Annotated in this window: 16 protein-coding genes; 10 read left to right on the top strand and 6 right to left on the bottom strand. The window is 66.3% G+C overall.

The window, feature by feature from the left end:
• The first annotated feature begins 6 nt into the window (after positions 1–6).
• A complete protein-coding gene (tagF, locus tag KYC_RS28270) occupies positions 7–723 on the top strand; it encodes a type VI secretion system-associated protein TagF (protein WP_081478130.1) in 717 nt (238 codons plus the stop codon).
• 26 nt (positions 724–749) lie between these two features.
• On the top strand, positions 750–2,126 hold the full coding sequence (locus tag KYC_RS28275; protein ID WP_008169059.1) for a hypothetical protein: 1,377 nt from the start codon (positions 750–752) through the stop codon (positions 2,124–2,126).
• A 27-nt stretch (positions 2,127–2,153) separates the two neighbouring features.
• Here the strand turns inward: KYC_RS28275 and lysA are convergent, their stop codons facing one another.
• A complete protein-coding gene (gene lysA, locus KYC_RS28280) occupies positions 2,154–3,446 on the bottom strand; it encodes a diaminopimelate decarboxylase (protein WP_008169061.1) in 1,293 nt (430 codons plus the stop codon).
• Positions 3,443–3,757, bottom strand: coding sequence for an LPS translocon maturation chaperone LptM (gene lptM / locus KYC_RS30180; RefSeq protein WP_420796131.1), 315 nt, complete (start codon positions 3,755–3,757; stop codon positions 3,443–3,445). The genes lysA and lptM overlap by 4 nt, the downstream gene beginning before the upstream one ends.
• Here lptM and cyaY point away from each other — a divergent pair.
• Complete coding sequence (cyaY, locus tag KYC_RS28285; RefSeq protein WP_008169063.1) at positions 3,663–3,992, top strand: iron donor protein CyaY; 330 nt, start codon at positions 3,663–3,665, stop codon at positions 3,990–3,992. The genes lptM and cyaY overlap by 95 nt on opposite strands.
• Positions 3,993–4,031: 39 nt before the next feature.
• On the opposite strand, the gene KYC_RS28290 is transcribed toward cyaY, so the two are convergent.
• Positions 4,032–6,479, bottom strand: coding sequence for a penicillin-binding protein 1A (locus KYC_RS28290; protein ID WP_008169065.1), 2,448 nt, complete (start codon positions 6,477–6,479; stop codon positions 4,032–4,034).
• Positions 6,480–6,593: 114 nt separating this feature from the next.
• Here KYC_RS28290 and KYC_RS28295 point away from each other — a divergent pair, with 114 nt between their 5' ends.
• From KYC_RS28295 to KYC_RS28305, 3 genes are read left to right on the top strand one after another with little or no spacing between them, the layout of a single operon-like run.
• On the top strand, positions 6,594–7,235 hold the full coding sequence (locus tag KYC_RS28295; protein ID WP_043519473.1) for a shikimate kinase: 642 nt from the start codon (positions 6,594–6,596) through the stop codon (positions 7,233–7,235).
• A complete protein-coding gene (gene aroB / locus KYC_RS28300; protein WP_008169068.1) occupies positions 7,232–8,308 on the top strand; it encodes a 3-dehydroquinate synthase in 1,077 nt (358 codons plus the stop codon). Before KYC_RS28295 ends, aroB begins: the two co-directional genes overlap by 4 nt.
• A gap of 25 nt (positions 8,309–8,333) precedes the next feature.
• Positions 8,334–9,461, top strand: a complete 1,128-nt coding sequence (locus KYC_RS28305) for a deoxyguanosinetriphosphate triphosphohydrolase (RefSeq protein ID WP_008169070.1) — start codon at positions 8,334–8,336, stop codon at positions 9,459–9,461.
• Between the two features lie 9 nt (positions 9,462–9,470).
• Here KYC_RS28305 and KYC_RS28310 read toward each other — a convergent pair whose 3' ends face one another.
• Positions 9,471–10,133 (bottom strand): glutathione S-transferase family protein, encoded by a 663-nt coding sequence (locus KYC_RS28310; protein ID WP_008169072.1) that lies wholly within the window; start codon positions 10,131–10,133, stop codon positions 9,471–9,473.
• Positions 10,134–10,162: 29 nt separating this feature from the next.
• On the bottom strand, positions 10,163–13,018 hold the full coding sequence (gene uvrA, locus KYC_RS28315) for an excinuclease ABC subunit UvrA (protein WP_008169074.1): 2,856 nt from the start codon (positions 13,016–13,018) through the stop codon (positions 10,163–10,165).
• 224 nt (positions 13,019–13,242) lie between these two features.
• Here uvrA and KYC_RS28320 point away from each other — a divergent pair, with 224 nt between their 5' ends.
• Together KYC_RS28320 and ssb are read left to right on the top strand one after the other, a co-directional pair.
• Positions 13,243–14,427: an MFS transporter gene (locus KYC_RS28320; RefSeq protein WP_008169077.1), complete on the top strand. Its 1,185-nt coding sequence runs from the start codon at positions 13,243–13,245 to the stop codon at positions 14,425–14,427.
• Positions 14,428–14,720: 293 nt separating this feature from the next.
• Complete coding sequence (gene ssb / locus KYC_RS28325) at positions 14,721–15,239, top strand: single-stranded DNA-binding protein (RefSeq protein WP_008169079.1); 519 nt, start codon at positions 14,721–14,723, stop codon at positions 15,237–15,239.
• An 81-nt stretch (positions 15,240–15,320) separates the two neighbouring features.
• Here the strand turns inward: ssb and KYC_RS28330 are convergent, their stop codons facing one another.
• On the bottom strand, positions 15,321–16,265 hold the full coding sequence (locus KYC_RS28330; RefSeq protein ID WP_008169080.1) for a LysR substrate-binding domain-containing protein: 945 nt from the start codon (positions 16,263–16,265) through the stop codon (positions 15,321–15,323).
• Positions 16,266–16,360: 95 nt separating this feature from the next.
• Between KYC_RS28330 and KYC_RS28335 the strand changes: the two genes are divergently transcribed.
• Positions 16,361–17,527 carry a mandelate racemase/muconate lactonizing enzyme family protein gene (locus tag KYC_RS28335; protein WP_008169081.1) on the top strand — a complete coding sequence of 389 codons (1,167 nt, stop codon included), beginning with the start codon at positions 16,361–16,363 and terminating at the stop codon, positions 17,525–17,527.
• A gap of 282 nt (positions 17,528–17,809) precedes the next feature.
• Positions 17,810–18,115, top strand: coding sequence for a DUF4148 domain-containing protein (locus KYC_RS28340; protein ID WP_008169082.1), 306 nt, complete (start codon positions 17,810–17,812; stop codon positions 18,113–18,115).
• The last annotated feature ends 31 nt before the right edge of the window (positions 18,116–18,146 follow it).

Below are 18,146 nucleotides of genomic sequence, written 5' to 3' on the forward strand. Positions count from 1 at the left end.
ATGGACATGGAGCCAGAAGTGCAGAGTGGGCAATTGGGCTGGTACGGAAAGATTCCGGCCGCCGGAGATTTCGTGCACCGGCGCCTGCCGCGCGAGTTGATCGTGTGGTGGGACCGCTGGCTGCAGTTCGGGCTGGCCGCGCTCAAGCAGGCGCCGGACGTCGCGGCGGCCCGAGGCTTCGCGTCGGCGCCGATATGGAACTTCGCCATACCGGCTGGGCCGGGCGCGGGGGTGGCGCAGTTGGGCTGCATCACCCCGAGCCGTGATCGCGTGGGACGCGGGTACCCCTTGTGTGTGGTCGCGGCCTTCCCGCCTTCGCAGTACCACAGCAGCATCCTGGACGGCGCCAGCGACTACTACCGCCAAGTGGGCGCCAGCCTGCTGACTGCCGTGCGCCATGGCTGCGCGCCGGAGCAGTTTGACCGCAGCCTGCAGCTGGTACGCAAGCCCGCCGCCGCGCCAAGCGCGGGCGCGCCTCCGGGCGGCAGCGACATCATGGATATCCTGCGGTCGGGGCGGGAACAGGATTCCGCGCCATTGGCGCGTCGCGCGCTGGGCGCCTGGCCCGACCTGCCGTTTTGCTTCAATCCAAGCTCGCACACCAGCTATTGGTGGACCAACCAGGCCGATGGCGCGGCGCTGCAGACTTATGTGCACGGGGGCGCGTTGAACGCGACCTTGTTTGCCCGTCTGTTCTCGTCGCTGCCCACCTGGCGGCCATGAGTCCAGCTTCAACCGGAGGACCGCGCATGATGTTCCAATCTTCCGCAGCGCTGCCGGACGGCTGGCAGGCCGAAGGGCCTGGCGCGACGCGTCTAGAGGACCTGCTGCGCCTGCCGGCGGGCCTGAAGCGCCAGGAGGGCATCGCGCGGATCGTCGCCGGCCTGGCCTCCGGCCTGGTTGCTTTGCATGAGGCAGGCCGGGTCCACGGCGCAATCCATCCGGGCGCCGTGGTTTTCGGCCCGTCAGGGCAGGCCACGCTGGCGGAGCCGCCGGCAGCGCCGGCCCCTGACGCAGAAGACGCGGCGCGGCATGCCGGATATGCCGCGTTCGAACAGTACACGGACGATCCGGACCATCCCTGCGGCCCCTGGACCGATGTGTACGGGCTCGCGGCTCTGGCGCATTTCCTGGCGACGGGCAGCGCCCCGCCTGACGCGTTGGCGCGCCGTGTCCGTGACGACTGCCTGCCTTTGCATGAAAGGGAGGCGGGCGCCTACGGCAATGCGTTTTGCGTTGCGGTCGATAGCGGCCTTGCCATGGCGGCGCATGCGCGGCCGCAGACCGTGGCGGCGTTTGCCGCGGGGATGGGAGCTTCGCTGGCTGCGGAGGGCGAGGAGCCGCGGACGCCCGCGGCCGAGGCCGAGGATGGACCGGCCGTCGCCGTACCGCCCGTCGCCGTACCGCCCGTCGCCGTACCGCCCGTCGCCGTACCACCCGTCGAGGCGATGGACGATCCCTCGTCCCCGTTGCCTGCTGGGGCGTTGCGGCCGGACCAGCAAGCTCGCGCACCACGCATCCTGCCCATCGCGCTGGCGCTCGCGCTGCTGCTGGCGGGAGGGGGCTATATCCTCGTTCGATTGATGGGTTCCCCTGCAGCGACTGAAGCGCCGCAGCCAACGCCGGTCCTGGCGGCTGCGCCATCGGCGCCGGCCCCGCAGGCGCCGCCTGCCGCGCAACCGCCTGCAGAGAAGCCGCCCGCAGAGCAAGCGCCCGCAGAGCAACCGCCGGCGACGGCGGAAAATCGGCCGGCGCCCGCTGAACCCCCATCGACGCCCGCTGAACCCGCATCGGCGCCTGCTGCGCCGCCGCCTCGGGCGCAGGACGAGGGCATCGGCGCCATGGCCGGAAGCACTGCCGATGCGCCCGGCCCGGCTCTTGGGGCGGCGGCGCAGCCTCAGGAGCAATCCAAGGTTGCGCCGGTGACGGTGCGCGTGGCCGTGCGTCCCTGGGGAGAGGTTCTGGTCAATGGGCGCTCGCGCGGGATCAGTCCGCCGTTGCGTGAATTGTCCCTGGCGCCCGGCCGCTACCAGGTGACGGTGCGCAACGCCTCGGCGGGAGACCACCGCATGACGCTGACCGTAGCAAAGGGTCAGCCCGCCTCCATCACTCACGAATTCGAGTAAAGGGAACCGCGTCCTGCCGCGGCGGGCTTAAGGCAGCATGGATTCGCCCCTGAGCTGGTCAGCCAGGGTTTCACGCTGCCGCACGACGTAGTATCGGTCGCCGTCGACCATGACTTCGGCCGGGCGGCCGCGCGAGTTGTAATTGCTGGCCATGGTCATGCCGTAGGCGCCCGCGGATTCCACGGCGAGCACGTCGCCCTGGCGGATGGCGAGCGGGCGCTTCTTGGCCAGCCAGTCGGCGCTTTCGCAGACCGGGCCGACGATGTCGTATTCGGCCACGTCGCCCGCGCGCGGATGCAACGGTTGCACGCCGTGGAAGGCGTCGTACAGGGCGGGGCGCAGCAGGTCATTCATGGCCGCGTCGACGATGGCGAAGTTGCGGGCCGGGGTGTGCTTCAGGTATTGGACGGTGGTCAGCAGCACGCCGGCATTGCCGACGAGCGAACGGCCCGGTTCCAGCACCACTTGCAGATGGTGCTGGCCGCGTGCGGCCAGGCGCTTGAATACACGGTCCAGCAAGTCCCTGGGCGATGGGGGCGTTTCGTCCGTGTAGCGGATGCCCAGGCCGCCGCCGAGGTCCAGGTGCGCGATCCTGATGCCGGCCTGGTCGAGCTTGTCGATGAGGTCCAGCAGTTTTTCCAGCGCATCGAAATAGGGACTGATGTCGGTGAGCTGGGAGCCGATGTGGCAGTCCACGCCCACGATCTCCAGCCCGCGCAGCGATTGCGCCGTGCGATAGGCATCGAGCGCGGCATCAATGGCGATGCCGAACTTGTTTTCCTTCAGGCCGGTGGAGATGTAGGGGTGGGTCCGCGCATCGACGTCCGGATTCACGCGCAGCGAAACGGGAGCGCGCACGCCCATGTGCTGCGCAACGTCGGACAGACGGTGTAGTTCGTCCTCGGATTCGACGTTGAAGCACTTCACGCCGGCCTGGAGCGCGTCGCGCATTTCCCAGGTCTGTTTGCCCACGCCCGAAAATACGATTCTGGACGGGTCCGCGCCGGCGGCCAGCGCACGCTTGAGTTCGCCGCCGGAGACGATATCGAATCCCGCGCCCAGGCGGGCGAATTCCTTCAGGACGGCCAGGTTGGAATTGGCCTTCATGCCGTAGCAGACCAGCACGGGATGCTGGCCGACGGCGCTCTGGTAGGACTGCCATGCGGCCTTGAGGGCCGCGCGGGAATAGACGTAAAGCGGAGTTCCCAACCGTTCGGCCAGATGGTCAAGCGGCACGTCTTCGGCGTACAACACGTTGTTGCGGTACTGGAAGTACGGGTGGCCTGCCAGATCGGGCGGGGTCGGGAACGGGGGCGTCATGGAATGGTCGGAGCGGGAGGTATCTGCGCCGGCGGCTGGGACGGCTGCGAGCGCGCTGGCGCTTTGCCGTCAGGGGGCGGGGGCATGTACAAAGGCCCTTTGTACCCGCAGGCGGCGACCATGCCAGTCGCCAATAGCGTGGCTACAATGCGAAGAGCCATGCGGCTGAATGCCAATTGGAACACTGGGAACTCCGTAATTCTTGCAGGCTCGATTATGACCGAAACCGAATTTCTTGCGTTGATCGACCAGGTGCTGGACAGCATCGAAAGCCAGGCCGATGACTGGGCGGCTTCGCTCGACGTCGACATTGAAACCAGCCGCAGCGGCAATGTGCTGACCATGGTTTTCGAAGACGACACGCACGTCGTGGTGAACAGCCAGGCCGCCATGCAGGAGCTGTGGGTCGCCGCGCGCAGCGGCGGTTTCCACTACCGCTACGACGGCCAGCATTGGAACGATACCCGAGGCGGTCCGCAGTTGCCGGACGCCCTGTCCCAGATCTGCTCCGCCGCGGCCGGCGTCCCCGTGACGATACGGCTGTAAATAAAAAGGCCGGCCCATCGGGGCCGGCCTTTTTTTGCATCAGAACGGAATCTTCTGCGACCAGGGCGTGTTGGTCTGTGTGCCCACGCCAGGCGCGACCTTGATCCGGGTGTCCTGGCCCGAGCTGCTGCTCAGGCCATTGAGGAATTCTCCCAGTGTGTCGGCTTCCGGCAGTCCCAGGCGGGCCACGGCTTGGCCGGGCGGGAATTCCGAGAAATAGAACTCGCCGTTTTCCACGAGCAGGCCGTCCGGGCGCGCGCGGGGCTTTTCTTCGGGCACGCCCTTGAGCACGTCCTGCATGTAGTCGACCCAGATCGGCATGGCCACGCCGCCGCCGGTTTCGCGCGAACCCAGCGACTTGGGCTGGTCGAAGCCGAGCCAGGCAGTGGCCACCAGGCTGGGCGTGTAGCCCGAGAACCAGGCATCCACGGATTCATTGGTGGTGCCCGTCTTGCCGGCGATGTCGTTGCGCTTGAGCAGGGCACGGGCGCGCGCCGCAGTGCCGTAGGTGGCCACGCCGCGCAGGATGTCGTCCATGACCCAGGCGGTGCGCGGATCAATGGCGCGGGCCGCGGCGTCGCCGGCGACGACCGGCTTGGATTGCATGATGACCTTGCCGCTGCTGTCGGTGACGCGGTCGATCAGGTAGGGCGTCACGCGATAGCCGCCGTTGGCGAAGACCGAGAAAGCCCCCGCCAGCTGCAGCGGCGTGACCGATCCCGCGCCCAGCGCCAGCGGCAGCACGGGCGGCTGGCGGGCCTTGTCGAAGCCGAAGCGGGTCAGGTAGTCCTGCGCGTACTGCGGGCCGATGGCCTGCAGGATGCGGATCGACACCATGTTCTTGGACTTGTACAGGCCCTGGCGCAGCGTCAGCATGGGTTCATACTGGTTGCCGTAGTTCTTGGGATTCCAGGCCTTGGAGCCGGTCTGCGCGGCGGTCAGCTCGAACGGCTGGTCCGAGATCTGGGTGCCCGGCGTCAGGCCGCGTTCCAGCGAGGCGGCATAAATGAAGGGCTTGATGTTCGAGCCCGGCTGGCGCCAGGCCTGCGTCACGCGGTTGAAATTGCCGCGGTAGAAATCGAAGCCGCCCACCATGGCGCGGATGGCGCCGTCCTGCGGCGACAGCGCCACGAAGGCAGCCTGCACCGAAGGCAGGTTGATGATTTCCCAGTTGTCGCCGAACTTGCGGATATAGACCACGGAGCCGCGCTTGATGCGCTGATCCGGCTTGGCCTTGTCGTTCAGCGCGCGGGCAACCACGCCCAGCACTTTCTTGTCGGTGACGGTGATGATTTCGCGCGAGCTGCGCGCCAGCTTCACTTCGGTGGGGCTGGCGGACAGCACCACTGCGGTCAGCAGGTCGCCGCTGTCGGAGAACTTGTCGAATACGCCATCCAGGAACTCGTCCAGGGCGGCGGGGTTGTTCTCGGTGCCCGGGGGCAGGTCCAGCTGTTCCTCGGGGCCGGGGTAGGGGGCGCGGCGCGTGTATTCGAGCACGCCCTCGCGCACGGCGCGGTAGGCCGCTTCCTGGTCCTTGGACTGCACGGTGGTGTAGATGTTGATGCCGCGCGAATAGACGTTGTCCTGGTACACGTTGAACAGCAACTGGCGCGCCAGTTCAGCCACGTACTCGCCATGGATGGAGTAGCCGCCTGCCGGCGTGCCTTCAGCCGACTTCATGACGATGGGCTGGGCCATCGCCTGCTTGTATTCGGGTTCGGTCAGGTAGCCCAGCGAATGCATGCGTCCCAGCACGTAGCGCTGGCGCAGTTCGGCGCGGGGGCGGTTGGCGATCGGGTTGAAGCGCGAGGGGGCCTTGGGAATGCCCGCCAGCATCGCGGCTTCGGCCGGGGTGACTTCAGACAGCGGCTTGCCGAAATACGTGCGCGACGCGGCCGCGAAGCCGTAGGCGCGGTGGCCCAGGTAGATCTGGTTCATGTAGAGCTCAAGGATCTGGTCCTTGGTGAGCTCGGATTCGATCTTGAAGGTCAGCAGCAGTTCGTAGAACTTGCGCGAATAGGTCTTTTCGGACGACAGGTAGAAATTGCGCGCGACCTGCATCGTAATCGTGCTGGCGCCCTGCGTCTTGGACATGCTGATCAGGTTGGTCAGGCCGGCCCGCACCACGCCCATCCAGTCGATGCCGCCGTGCTGGTAGAAACGGTCGTCTTCGGCGGCCAGCACCGCGGACTTCATGACATCCGGGATTTCATTGAAGCGCAGCACGTTGCGGCGTTCTTCGCCGAACTCGCCGATCAGGACGCGATCCGCCGTGTAAACGCGCAGCGGCACCCGCGGCCGGTAGTCCGTCATGGCGTTCAGGTCGGGCAGATTGGGCCAGGCCAGCGCCAGCGCCATTCCCGCGAGCAGCACGCCGCACAGGAACAGGCCGGCAAAGAGGATGCCGGTTTTAACGAAGAATCGCAGGATCGGGGAGCCGCTGCGGGCGGGCTTGTCTTTCTTGGAGGAATTCTGGGGCTTGCTCATCGCGGCGATTTTACGGGTATCTCCGGTCCCGCCTCATCGCGGGGGATCGGTTTCTGTAACAAAATAGTTCAGTGTGGTGCGCGGGCAACTGGCGGCAGATGTGATAATGCCGGCATGAACTTTGCCGCTAACTCATGTCCGGAGGTTGCCCCGGACCCGGCGCCCTCCGACGGGGCGCCTGACAGTCCGCCTTGCGCCGCCGAAGGCGCAGGCAAGACCGCGTCGTTGCCGCATGATCTTCCCGTATTTTTGGTCGGGATGATGGGTGCAGGCAAGACGACCATAGGGCGTAGCCTGGCGCGGGCCCTGGGGCGCGAGTTTATGGATCTGGATCATGAGCTCGAGGCGCGTTGCGGCGTGCGGGTGCCGGTAATCTTCGAAATCGAGGGCGAAGCCGGCTTTCGTCGCCGGGAGTCCGCCGCCTTGGAAGAGTGTACCCAACGGCGCAACATAATTCTTGCCACCGGCGGCGGCGCCATCCTGGCGCCCGAAAACCGCCAGCTGCTGCATGAACGCGGCATCGTGGTCTATCTGAGGGCCAGCGTGGACGAATTGTTCCGCCGGACCTGCCGCGACCGCAACCGTCCCCTGCTGGCCACCGCCGATCCCCGCGGCACGCTGCGGGACCTGATGACCAAACGCGAACCCCTCTACAAGGAAGTGGCCGACCTGGTGGTGGAAACGGGGTCGATGCCCATCCATACCCTGGTCAAGGCGCTGTTGCCGCAATTACAAGCTTTCGAGAAGCGCATATGAATGTTGTTGATGTCGAAACCCCGGGCGGAAGCTATCCGATCCACATCGGCCCCGGCCGTCTGGACGCCCTGGACCAGTGCATCCCGGCGGACGCGACCGCGATCGCGGTGGTCACCAACCCGACGGTTGCGGCCTTGTACGCCGAGCGCGCCGAAGCTGCGCTGGCGCGCACGGGCAAGCGGGTGCTGCGCATCGAGCTGCCCGACGGCGAGGCCTACAAGGATTGGCAGTCGCTGAACCTGATTTTCGACGCGCTGCTGGGCAACCGCCTGGACCGCCGCTGCGTCCTGGTCGCCCTGGGCGGCGGCGTCATCGGCGACATGACGGGCTTTGCCGCCGCCGTCTACATGCGCGGCGTGCGCTTTCTGCAGGTGCCCACGACCCTGCTGGCGCAGGTGGACTCCTCGGTGGGCGGCAAGACGGCCGTGAACCATCCGCTGGGCAAAAACATGATCGGCGCGTTCTACCAGCCGATCGCGGTCGAGATCGACACCGACGTGCTGGGCACCCTGCCGGCGCGCGAAGTGTCCGCCGGCCTGGCCGAAGTGATCAAGTACGGCCTGATCCTGGATCCGGCGTTCTGGAACTGGTGCGAAGAAAACGCGCAGAAGCTACGCGCCCTGGATCGCGACGCCATTTCCCATGCGATCCGCCGTTCCTGCGAACTCAAGGCGCAGGTGGTGGGCAAGGACGAGCGAGAGTCCGGCCTGCGCGCCATCCTGAACCTGGGCCACACATTCGGCCACGCCATTGAATCCGGCCTGGGCTACGGCGCCTGGCTGCACGGCGAGGCCGTGGGCTGCGGCATGGTCCAGGCGGCCGAGCTGTCGGCCGACGTGGCCGGCTTCGGGCGCGCGGACGTCGAGCGCGTGCGCGCGCTGGTGCAGGCCATCGGGTGTCCGGTGGTGGCGCCCGACCTGGGGGCGGACCGCTGGCTGGATCTGATGCAAGTGGACAAGAAGACGGAAGGGGGTTCGATCCGCTACGTGCTTATGACACGCATCGGCGAGGCCGTCACCCGGCCGGCTCCGGACGATGCCGTGCGAGCCGTCCTGGCCCGCACCACACAGTAACCAACAGGGACAGACGGTGTCGCAGATGAATGAATTGGCTTCCTATGCATCCGACCCGTCCAGATCGCGCGGCCGGGCCCACGCCGAGCCGCCGCCCGAGAACCGCACCGAGTTCCAGCGCGATCGCGATCGCATCGTCCATTCGGGCGCGTTCCGGCGCCTGGAATACAAGACGCAGGTCTTCGTCAACCACGAGGGCGACCTGTTCCGCACCCGCCTGACCCACAGCCTGGAAGTGGCGCAGATCGCGCGCACGCTGGCGCGCAGCATGCGGCTCTCGGAAGACCTGACCGAGGCCATTTCGCTGGCGCACGACCTGGGCCACACGCCGTTCGGCCATGCCGGGCAGGACGAGCTCAACGCCTGCATGCGCGAACTGGCGCCGGAAGCGGGCGGTTTCGAGCACAACCTGCAAAGCCTGCGGGTGGTGGACGAGCTTGAAGAGCGCTACGCGGATTTCAATGGCCTGAATCTGTGCTTCGAAACCCGTGAAGGCATCCTGAAGCACTGCTCCGTCGCACACGCGCGCCTGCTGGGAGACGTCGGAGAACGCTTCCTGAGCCGCACGCAACCCTCGCTGGAGGCGCAGCTGGCCAACCTGGCCGACGAAATCGCTTACAACAACCACGACGTCGACGACGGCCTGAGGTCAGGGCTGATCACGCTGGAGCAGTTGAAAGAGGTGGCGATCTTCGAACGCCATCATGCCCACGTGGTGGATCGCTATCCGGGCCTGGCGCCTCGCCGCGCGGTGTCCGAAACCATACGCCGAATGATCAATACGCTGATCGTCGACCTGACGCGGACTTCGCTTGCGCGCATCCGCGACGCGGCGCCGGCCAGTGCGGACGACGTGCGGCGGTCGCCGCCGCTGGCGGGGTTTTCAGACGAGATCCGGCGCGAAGCGGACACGCTGAAGAAATTCCTGTTCGATAACCTTTACAGGCATTACCGCGTGCTGCGCATGACCAGCAAGGCCCGGCGCATCGTGCGCGAGCTGTTTGCGGCTTTCCTGGACGATCCGCGGCTGCTGCCGCCCGATTACCGCCGCGCCACGTTCAATGAGCAGGCCCGCGCCATTGCCGACTACATCGCCGGCATGACGGACCGCTACGCCATCCGCGAACACAAGCGGCTGTTCGACATGGCGTAGCCGCCTTCGTCAGCGGTGCGTGCGGTAGGGTTCGTCCGCGGCCACGAAGGTGGCTTCGGCGCGCGCATCACGCATCCATTCCTGCATGGCCGGCAGCGCCAGCACCGCGTCCATGTAGTCGCGCACCGGGCCCGCCGCCGCGATGCCATAGGTGATGAAGCGCGACACCACCGGCGCGAAGAAGGCGTCGGCGATCGAAAATCCGCCAAACAGGAAAGGCCCGCTCTGGCCGAACTCCGCGCGCGTATCGTGCCAGATGGCCTGCATGCGCGAGATGTCCTGTTGCGCGGCGTCGGGGATGTCGATGCCAGGCAGGTCGGCCTCGATATTCATGGGCATGGCCTGGCGCAGGGCGGAAAACCCGCTGTGCATCTGCGCGGCCAGCGAGCGGGCCCGTGCGCGGGCCTTGGCGTCCTGCGGCCACAGGGCGGCGTCCGGATGGCGTTCGGCGGCGTATTCGCAGATGGCCAGCGAATCCCACACGGCGAAGTCGCCGTCCAGCAGGACGGGCACCAGGCCCGCCGGCGACACCGCGCCCAGCCGCGCTGCAAATTCCTCGGTGAACAGGCCGACCTTCTGTTCCGTGAAAGGAACGCCCGCGGCGCGCAGGGCGATCCACGGACGCATGGACCACGAGGAGTAGTTCTTGTTGCCGATGATCAAGGTGTACATGCCATTCCCTACGGATTGAAGGTTGCTGTTCAGGCGTCCGGCGCGCGGCGCAGGAGCTTGCCCAGATACTGGCCGGTGTGGCTGGCCGGGGTGGCCGCGACGGCCTCCGGCGTGCCCTGCGCCACGACGCGACCGCCGCCGTCGCCGCCCTCCGGACCCATGTCGACCAGCCAATCGGCCGTCTTGATGACGTCCAGGTTGTGTTCGATGATGAGCACGGTATTGCCGGCGTCGACAAGCTGGTTGAGCACCTGCAGCAGCAGTTCGATATCGCGGAAATGCAGGCCGGTCGTGGGTTCGTCCAGGATGTACAGCGTGCGGCCGGTGCTGCGGCGGGACAGCTCTTGCGACAGCTTCACGCGCTGCGCCTCGCCGCCCGACAGCGTGGTCGCGCTCTGGCCCAGCCGGATGTACGACAGGCCCACGTCAATGAGCGTGTGCAGCTTGCGCGCAATGGCCGGAACCGAGTCGAAATATTCCAGCGCCTGCTCGACCGTCAGGTCCAGCACTTCGCTGATGTTGCGCCCGCGATAGCGGATCTCCAGGGTTTCCCGGTTGTAGCGCTTGCCGTGGCAGACGTCGCACGGCACGTACATGTCGGGCAGGAAGTGCATTTCGACCTTCACCACGCCGTCGCCCTGGCAGGCTTCGCAGCGGCCGCCCTTGACGTTGAAGCTGAAGCGGCCGGGATCGTAGCCGCGGGTGCGCGCTTCCGGCACGCCGGCGAAGAGCTCGCGGATGGGCGTGAACAGACCGGTGTAGGTGGCCGGATTGCTGCGCGGCGTGCGTCCGATGGGACTCTGATCCACGCTGATGATCTTGTCGAAGTTCTCCAGCCCCTGCATCGACACGTAGGGAGCGGGTTCGCTCTGGGCGTGGTGCAGCTGGCGCGAGACCGCGACCGCCAGCGTGTCGTTGATGAGCGTGGACTTGCCCGATCCGGACACGCCGGTCACGCAGATCAGTCGGCCCGCGGGCAGGCGCAGGTCCACGTCCTTCAGGTTGTTGCCGCTGGCGCCGGTGAGGGTGAGCCACGGCAATTCGTCGTTGACGGGGCGGCGCGCGGGTATGGCGATGGCGCGGGCGCCGCTCAGGTACTGGCCGGTCAGCGAGTTGGGGTCGCGCTGCACGGTTTCCGGGTCGCCTTGGGCGACGACCTCGCCGCCGTGTTCTCCCGCGCCGGGACCCATGTCCACGACCCAGTCGGCCATGCGGATCATGTCTTCGTCGTGCTCGACGACGATGACGCTGTTGCCGAGGTCGCGCAGGTGCTGCAGCGTGCCGATCAGGCGGTCGTTGTCGCGCTGGTGCAAGCCGATGGAGGGCTCGTCCAGCACGTACATCACGCCGGTCAGGCCCGAACCGATCTGGCTGGCCAGGCGGATGCGCTGCGCCTCGCCGCCGGAGATCGTGTCGGCGCTGCGGTCCAGCGAAAGATAGTTCAGGCCGACGTTGTTCAGGAAACTGAGGCGCGCTTCGATTTCGCGCACGATACGCTGCGCGATCTCTTGCTTGGCGCCGGTCAGGTTCAGGTTGCGGAACCAGTCCAGGCAGCTCGACAGCGGCATGGCCTCGACTTCGTAGATGGCCTGGCCGTGGCGTTCGCCGCCGCGGTGGTCGTGGCCGATCAGCACGTTGCGGGCTTCGGGACGCAGGCGTGAACCGGCGCAGTCCGGGCAGGTCTTGATGTTGCGATACTTGCCCAGCTCTTCGCGCACGGTCGCCGAGTCGGTCTCGCGCCAGCGGCGCTCGAGGTTCGGGATGACGCCTTCGAAGGTGTGGCGCTTGACGGTGCTGCGGCCTTTTTCGTTCAGATAGAGGAAGGAGATCTCTTCGTCGCCGGATCCGTACAGCACCTTGTCCCGCAGCGCTTCCGGCAGGTCTTCGAACGGCGCCTCGATGTCGAACTCATAGTGCGCGGCCAGGCTCGTCAGCAGCGAGTGCGTGAAGGCGTTGCGGCGGTCCCATCCGCGGATGGCGCCGGCAGCCAGGCTGAGCTCGGGGAAGGCGACGACCCGCTTGGGATCGAAAAAGCCGACCTGGCCGATGCCGTCGCAGCTGGGGCATGCGCCCATCGGGTTGTTGAAGCTGAACAGGCGCGGTTCCAGTTCAGGCAGGCTGTGGCTGCACACGGGGCAGGCATAGCGGCTGGAGAAGACCTGCTCGCGCTCGCTGTCCATGTCCAGCGCCAGCGCGCGGCCTTCGGCCAGCTGCAGCGCGGTTTCGAAGCTCTCGGCCAGGCGCTGCTTGCTTTCGGGCTTGATGCGCAGGCGGTCGATCACGACGTCGATGTCGTGCTTCTCGGTTTTCTTGAGCGGCGCCATGCCGTCGATTTCCACCATCTGGCCGTCGACGCGCAGGCGCACGTAGCCCTGCGCCTGCAGGCTGGCGCACTCGTCCTCGAAGCTGCCTTTCTTGCCGCGGGCGATAGGGGCCAGCACAGCAAGCCGGGTCTCCGGCGTCCAGCCCAGCACGGCGTCCACCATCTGGCTGACGCTCTGGGCCTGCAGCGGCAGGCCGTGGTCGGGGCAGTAGGGCGTGCCCACCCGCGCGTAGAGCAGGCGCAGGTAGTCGTGGATTTCGGTGATGGTGCCGACCGTGGAGCGCGGGTTGTGCCCCGCGGCCTTCTGCTCGATCGAGATGGCCGGCGACAGTCCCTCGATGAGGTCCACGTCCGGCTTGTCCATCAGTTGCAGGAACTGGCGGGCGTATGCGGAAAGGCTTTCCACATAGCGCCGCTGGCCCTCCGCGTACAGGGTGTCGAACGCCAGCGAAGACTTGCCGGATCCGGACAAGCCCGTGACCACCACCAGCTTGTGGCGCGGCAGGTCCAGGGAGACGTTCTTGAGATTGTGGGTGCGTGCACCCCGGATGCGTATGGTCACGTCTGTCGCACAGTTCCTGTAGTTACGTCCCGGCCTCACGTCCATCGGGCGCCTTTAAGCGGGTTCAAAGGCCAACTTGGTACTATAGCGCGCCGAATCCTCTCGCGTTCAGGGCCGTCCATCTGGTTGGACAGGCCGGAGGCCGGCGCCGCACCGCCAGATCAGACCGTGAGCGTATGACATGCAAGCATGCGCGACGCCCTTGTCATTGTTGAAATTTCCGCATGCCGGCAGATAAAAAACTGAAATTGACCCCTTCCGAGCGCCGCGCCAGCGTGGCCCTGGCCGGCCTGTTCGCCGCCCGGATGCTGGGGCTCTTCCTGTTGCTGCCGGTGTTTGCCGTTGCCGCAAGCGGCATGCCGGGGGGCGACGATCCGGTGCGCGTGGGACTGGCGCTGGGCATGTACGGCCTGACCCAGGCCTTCATGCAGATTCCTTTCGGACTGGCGTCCGACCGCTGGGGCCGCCGGCCGGTCGTGCTCTTCGGGCTGCTGCTGTTCGTGGCGGGCAGCATCGTCTGTGCGCAGGCCACGGATGTGTTCTGGATCACCATAGGCCGCGCCATCCAGGGCGCCGGGGCCATTTCCGCCGCCGTCACGGCCTGGCTGGCCGACGCCACCCGCGACGAGGTGCGCACGCGGGCCATGGCCATGGTGGGCGGGTCGATCGGCCTGTCGTTCGCCGTATCGCTGGTCCTGTCGCCGGTCCTGGTGGGCTGGTGGGGGCTGTCGGGGCTGTTCTGGACCATTGCCTGCCTGGGCGTCGTGTGCCTGGCCGTGGCGCGCTGGGTGGTGCCGGTGGTGCCGCGCACCCAGGCCCGCACGATGCAGGCCGCCCGTCCCCGCGAGGTCCTGACCCATCGCGACCTGCTGCGCCTGAATTTCGGCGTCTTCGTGCTGCACCTGATCCAGGTGTCGCTGTTTGTCGTGGTGCCGGCGCTGTTGGCCAAGGTGGGCGGGCTGGACGCACGCGACCTCTGGAAAGTCTACCTGCCGGTCATCCTGGTTTCTTTCGTGCTGATGGTGCCGGTGGTGTTCGTGGCGGAAAAGCGCCGGGCGCACCGGGGCGCGCTGCGCGCCAGCGTCGCGGGCCTGGTGCTGGTCTGTGCGTTGCTGCCGGCCGCCAGCCATGGCTTCTACACGCTGGCCGCCGCGCTGACCGGATTCTTCATTGCGTTCAATGTGCTGGAGGCCCTGCAGCCCTCGCTGGTGTCCCGTGTGGCGCCGCAAGCCTACAAAGGACTGGCGCTGGGCTTCTACAACACCGCGCAGGCTGCAGGCCTGTTTACGGGCGGCGCCCTGGGCGGGTGGCTGGCGTCGCATTCGGGCTCCAGCGCGGTATTCATCGCCGCCGCCATCCTGTCGGCGGTCTGGCTGGCGGTCACCTGGGCGCTGCGGCCGCTGGCTTGAACTTGGGGGCTTTCCCCAGGCCCGCGGAAAGTCGCCGATCAGGGCGCCAACGGCGTCCAACGGCGGCGAATTTGTTTCCCGGGCGGGATGGATTTGTCACTTTTCCCGTTTGGCGCGGCGGGCGCTTTCGTCGATAATACGCTTCAACACGGGCTTCACCTGGCATCGCCGGTCATCGCTATGATGACCGGCGTGTTTCATGAAGCCGGTCTTCAACATCGCTTTTTTATGTTGTTGCCGGCGCGCTCGCGGCAACGCAAAGCGCAGGCTGTCAACAACAGAGGGACATCGGCATGGCATCGGTTAACAAAGTCATTCTCGTGGGCAATCTGGGTCGCGACCCGGAAGTCCGCTACAGCCCCGACGGGGCGGCAATCTGCAATATGTCCATCGCCACCACCTCGACCTGGAAGGACAAGGCCAGCGGCGAGAAGCGCGAAGAAACGGAATGGCATCGCGTCGTCATGTACAACCGCCTGGCCGAAATCGCCGGCGAATACCTGAAGAAGGGCCGTTCGGTCTACATCGAAGGCCGCCTGAAGACGCGCAAGTGGCAAGACAAGGACACCGGCGCTGACCGCTACAGCACCGAAGTCGTCGCCGACCAGATGCAAATGCTGGGCGGCCGCGACGACAGCAGCGGCGGCGGCGCCAGCTACGGCGGCGGCGGCTACGAGGACGCGCCTTCGCGTCCGCAGCAGCAGCGCGCACCGGCGCAGCGCCCGGCGCCCCAGCAGCGCCCGGCTCCCGCGGCGGCTCCGGCCAGCAGCGGCGCGAACCTGGCCGACATGGACGACGACATTCCGTTCTAAGCCTCGCGCCCGCGAAGTTTCACGCGCAAACCCCGGCGTTTCCTCAGGAACGCCGGGGTTTTGTTTTGTGGCGATGCGCTATCAGGGCGGGGCGGACGATGGGCCTGGCCGGCTGGGTGTTTTGCCGGCGTCGGCCGGCCGGAACGCCTCGACCAGAAAATCAATGAACGCGCGCGTCCTGGCCGTCTGGTTGCGGCGCTGCGGGTAATACACGAACAGGTCGGCCGATGGCAGCGCGAATTCCGGCAGCACCACGCGCAGCCTTCCGCTTTCCAGATACTTGGCCAAATCCCATTCGGAGCGGACCAGGATCCCGTGGCCGTCCAGGGCCCATCCCAGCACGATGTCGCCGTCATTGCTGGACAGGCCGCCTTCCACCTTCACGACCTCGGCGCGGCCGGCGCGCGTGAATCGCCAGACGCCGTGCGCCTCGTCGTTTTGCCGGTGCAGGATGCAGCGGTGGCGCGCCAGGTCGGCCAGTGTGGCCGGCGTGCCGTGGGCCTTGAGGTACAGCGGGGAGGCGCACAGGAAGCGGCGGTTGGTCATGACGCGGCGGGCGGCCAGGCGCTTGTCGGGCAGTTCTCCGAAGCGGATGGCCAGGTCGAATCCGCCTTCCACCAGGTCCACTGGCCGGTCCGTGACCTCCAGTTCGACATCGACCTGGGGATAGCGTTTCGCGAAGTCCGAGACCAGCGGCGCGATGGTGGTGCGGCCGAATCCCAGCGTGGCATTGACCCGGATCAGGCCGCGCGGTTCGGCGCCGCTGCTCGACACCACGTCCTCCATCTCGCGCAGGTCGGCAAGGATGCGGGTCGCGTAAGCCAGGTAGGTTTCGCCTTCGTTTGTGAGGCTGATGCTGCGCGTGCTGCGGTTGAGCAGGCGCACGCCCAGGCGGCTTTCCATGAGCGCCAGACGCTTGGTGGCCGCTGGGGGCGTCAGGTCAAGCTGCCGTGCCGCCGCCGACAGGCTGCCCAGGCGGGCGACCAGTACGAAGAAATGCAGTTCGGAGGCCAGGTCGGCTTTCACTGAAAGTTAATAATCAAATGAACATAAGTGAATTCTAGGCCAGCTTTCCGCCACTAACCTACCGGTTCCCATCGCCGCCATAACGGAGACAAGCCATGAGAATCGTCGAAATCCGCGAACAGACGCTCCCGATCAGTTCGCCCATCCGCAACGCCTACATCGACTTCAGCAAGATGACGCTGAGCCTGGTTGCCGTGATCACCGATGTGATCCGGGACGGCAAGCCCGTGGTCGGCTACGGCTTCAATTCCAATGGCCGTTATGGCCAGGGCAAACTCATGCGCGAGCGGTTCATTCCCCGGATCATGGAGGCCGAGCCTGACTCGCTTGCCGACGCCACGGGACGCAATCTGGACCCCCACAAGGTCTGGGACGCCATGTTCAAGAATGAAAAGCCCGGCGGTCATGGCGAGCGCTCGGTGGCGATCGGCACGATCGACATGGCCGTGTGGGATGCCGTCGCAAAGATCGAGGGCAAGCCGCTGTTCCAGTTGCTGGCCGACCGCTACGGCAATGGCCAGGCCGATCGCCGGGTCTTCGTCTACGCGGCTGGCGGCTACTACTACCCCGGCCAGGACCACGACAAGCTCAAGGACGAGATGCGCAGCTACATCGACCGCGGCTATACGGTCGTGAAGAAGAAGATCGGCGGCGGATCGCTGGACGAGGATCTGCGGCGCATAGATTCGATCCTGAGCGTGTTGCAGGACGGCCAGAAGCTCGCCGTGGACGCGAATGGCCGTTTCGATCTGGACACGGCCATCGCCTATGCCAAGGCGCTCTCCCAGTACGACCTGTTCTGGTACGAGGAGCCCGGCGATCCGCTGGACTTCGAGCTTCAGGCAACGCTGCGCAACTATTACGACAAGCCCATGGCTACCGGCGAGAACCTGTTCTCGATGCAGGACGCCCGCAATCTGATCCGCTATGGCGGCATGCGGCCGGACCGGGACTATCTGCAGTTCGATTGCGCGCTCAGCTATGGCCTGGTCGAGTACCTGCGCACCCTGGCCATGCTCAGGCAGCACGGTTGGTCCGCCAGCCGGTGCATTCCGCACGGCGGGCACCAGATGTCGTTGAACATCGCGGCGGGCCTGGGCCTGGGGGGCAATGAAAGTTACCCGGACTTGTTCCAGCCGTTTGGCGGGTTCCCGGATGGGGTCAAGGTCGAGGCAGGATATGTCGCCATGCCGGAATTGCCTGGCATCGGCTTCGAGGGCAAGTCGGATCTTTATGCGGTGATGCAGGCATTGTCGGCCTGAGACGACCGCCACGGACGGCCCCCGCGGCAGCTTGCTGCGGGAGCCGCGTAACGCCCGGGTCCGTTGCCGAAGCGCATCATGAAATACGTTGTTTCACATTAACCGCTTGCGCTATCTATCTAGTAGTAGGTAAGATTCATCCATCGACGCAGCGCACCCAACCAACCCGCCAGCGCCGACACCAGAAATACAGTAGGAACGCTTTTTTATTTCCCTTGTTATCTACCTATAAGTAGATAGTTTATCTAGATCGCACAACGAACTTCCTTCCGGAGATCAACCATGAAGACCCTCGTATCCGCCCTGATCCTGTCCGCTTCCTTTATCGGCGCCGCCCAAGCCGGCGAGCTGGATTACCCGCCCGCCTTGAACACGCAAAGCACGGTGACCCGCGCCCAGGTGCAGCAAGAACTGGCCGCCGCCCGCGCCAACGGTGAACTGGTGTCTGGCGAAGAAGGCTACGCCGCCGCCCCGTTTGCCCACGCTGGCGACAAGAGCCGCGCCCAGGTTCAGAAAGAGCTGGCCGCAGCGCGCAGCCAAGGCCTGACCGATAGCGGCGAACTGGACTACCCGCCCGTTGCTGGCTGAGTTTTTTGCCCGCGTATCTATCTATACATAG

Origin of the sequence: Achromobacter arsenitoxydans SY8, from assembly GCF_000236785.1 — a bacterium.
Lineage (GTDB): Bacteria > Pseudomonadota > Gammaproteobacteria > Burkholderiales > Burkholderiaceae_B > Achromobacter > Achromobacter arsenitoxydans.

Excerpts from the sequence above, each read along its gene's own strand:
- tagF (WP_081478130.1), top strand. The coding sequence starts at position 7 with ATGGAGCCAGAAGTGCAGAGTGGGCAATTGGGCTGGTACGGAAAGATT.
- KYC_RS28275 (WP_008169059.1), top strand. The coding sequence starts at position 750 with ATGATGTTCCAATCTTCCGCAGCGCTGCCGGACGGCTGGCAGGCCGAA.
- lysA (WP_008169061.1), bottom strand. The coding sequence starts at position 3,446 with ATGACGCCCCCGTTCCCGACCCCGCCCGATCTGGCAGGCCACCCGTAC.
- cyaY (WP_008169063.1), top strand. The coding sequence starts at position 3,663 with ATGACCGAAACCGAATTTCTTGCGTTGATCGACCAGGTGCTGGACAGC.
- lptM (WP_420796131.1), bottom strand. The coding sequence starts at position 3,757 with ATGTCGACGTCGAGCGAAGCCGCCCAGTCATCGGCCTGGCTTTCGATG.
- KYC_RS28290 (WP_008169065.1), bottom strand. The coding sequence starts at position 6,479 with ATGAGCAAGCCCCAGAATTCCTCCAAGAAAGACAAGCCCGCCCGCAGC.
- KYC_RS28295 (WP_043519473.1), top strand. The coding sequence starts at position 6,594 with ATGAACTTTGCCGCTAACTCATGTCCGGAGGTTGCCCCGGACCCGGCG.
- aroB (WP_008169068.1), top strand. The coding sequence starts at position 7,232 with ATGAATGTTGTTGATGTCGAAACCCCGGGCGGAAGCTATCCGATCCAC.
- KYC_RS28305 (WP_008169070.1), top strand. The coding sequence starts at position 8,334 with ATGAATGAATTGGCTTCCTATGCATCCGACCCGTCCAGATCGCGCGGC.
- KYC_RS28310 (WP_008169072.1), bottom strand. The coding sequence starts at position 10,133 with ATGTACACCTTGATCATCGGCAACAAGAACTACTCCTCGTGGTCCATG.
- KYC_RS28320 (WP_008169077.1), top strand. The coding sequence starts at position 13,243 with ATGCCGGCAGATAAAAAACTGAAATTGACCCCTTCCGAGCGCCGCGCC.
- ssb (WP_008169079.1), top strand. The coding sequence starts at position 14,721 with ATGGCATCGGTTAACAAAGTCATTCTCGTGGGCAATCTGGGTCGCGAC.
- KYC_RS28335 (WP_008169081.1), top strand. The coding sequence starts at position 16,361 with ATGAGAATCGTCGAAATCCGCGAACAGACGCTCCCGATCAGTTCGCCC.
- KYC_RS28340 (WP_008169082.1), top strand. The coding sequence starts at position 17,810 with ATGAAGACCCTCGTATCCGCCCTGATCCTGTCCGCTTCCTTTATCGGC.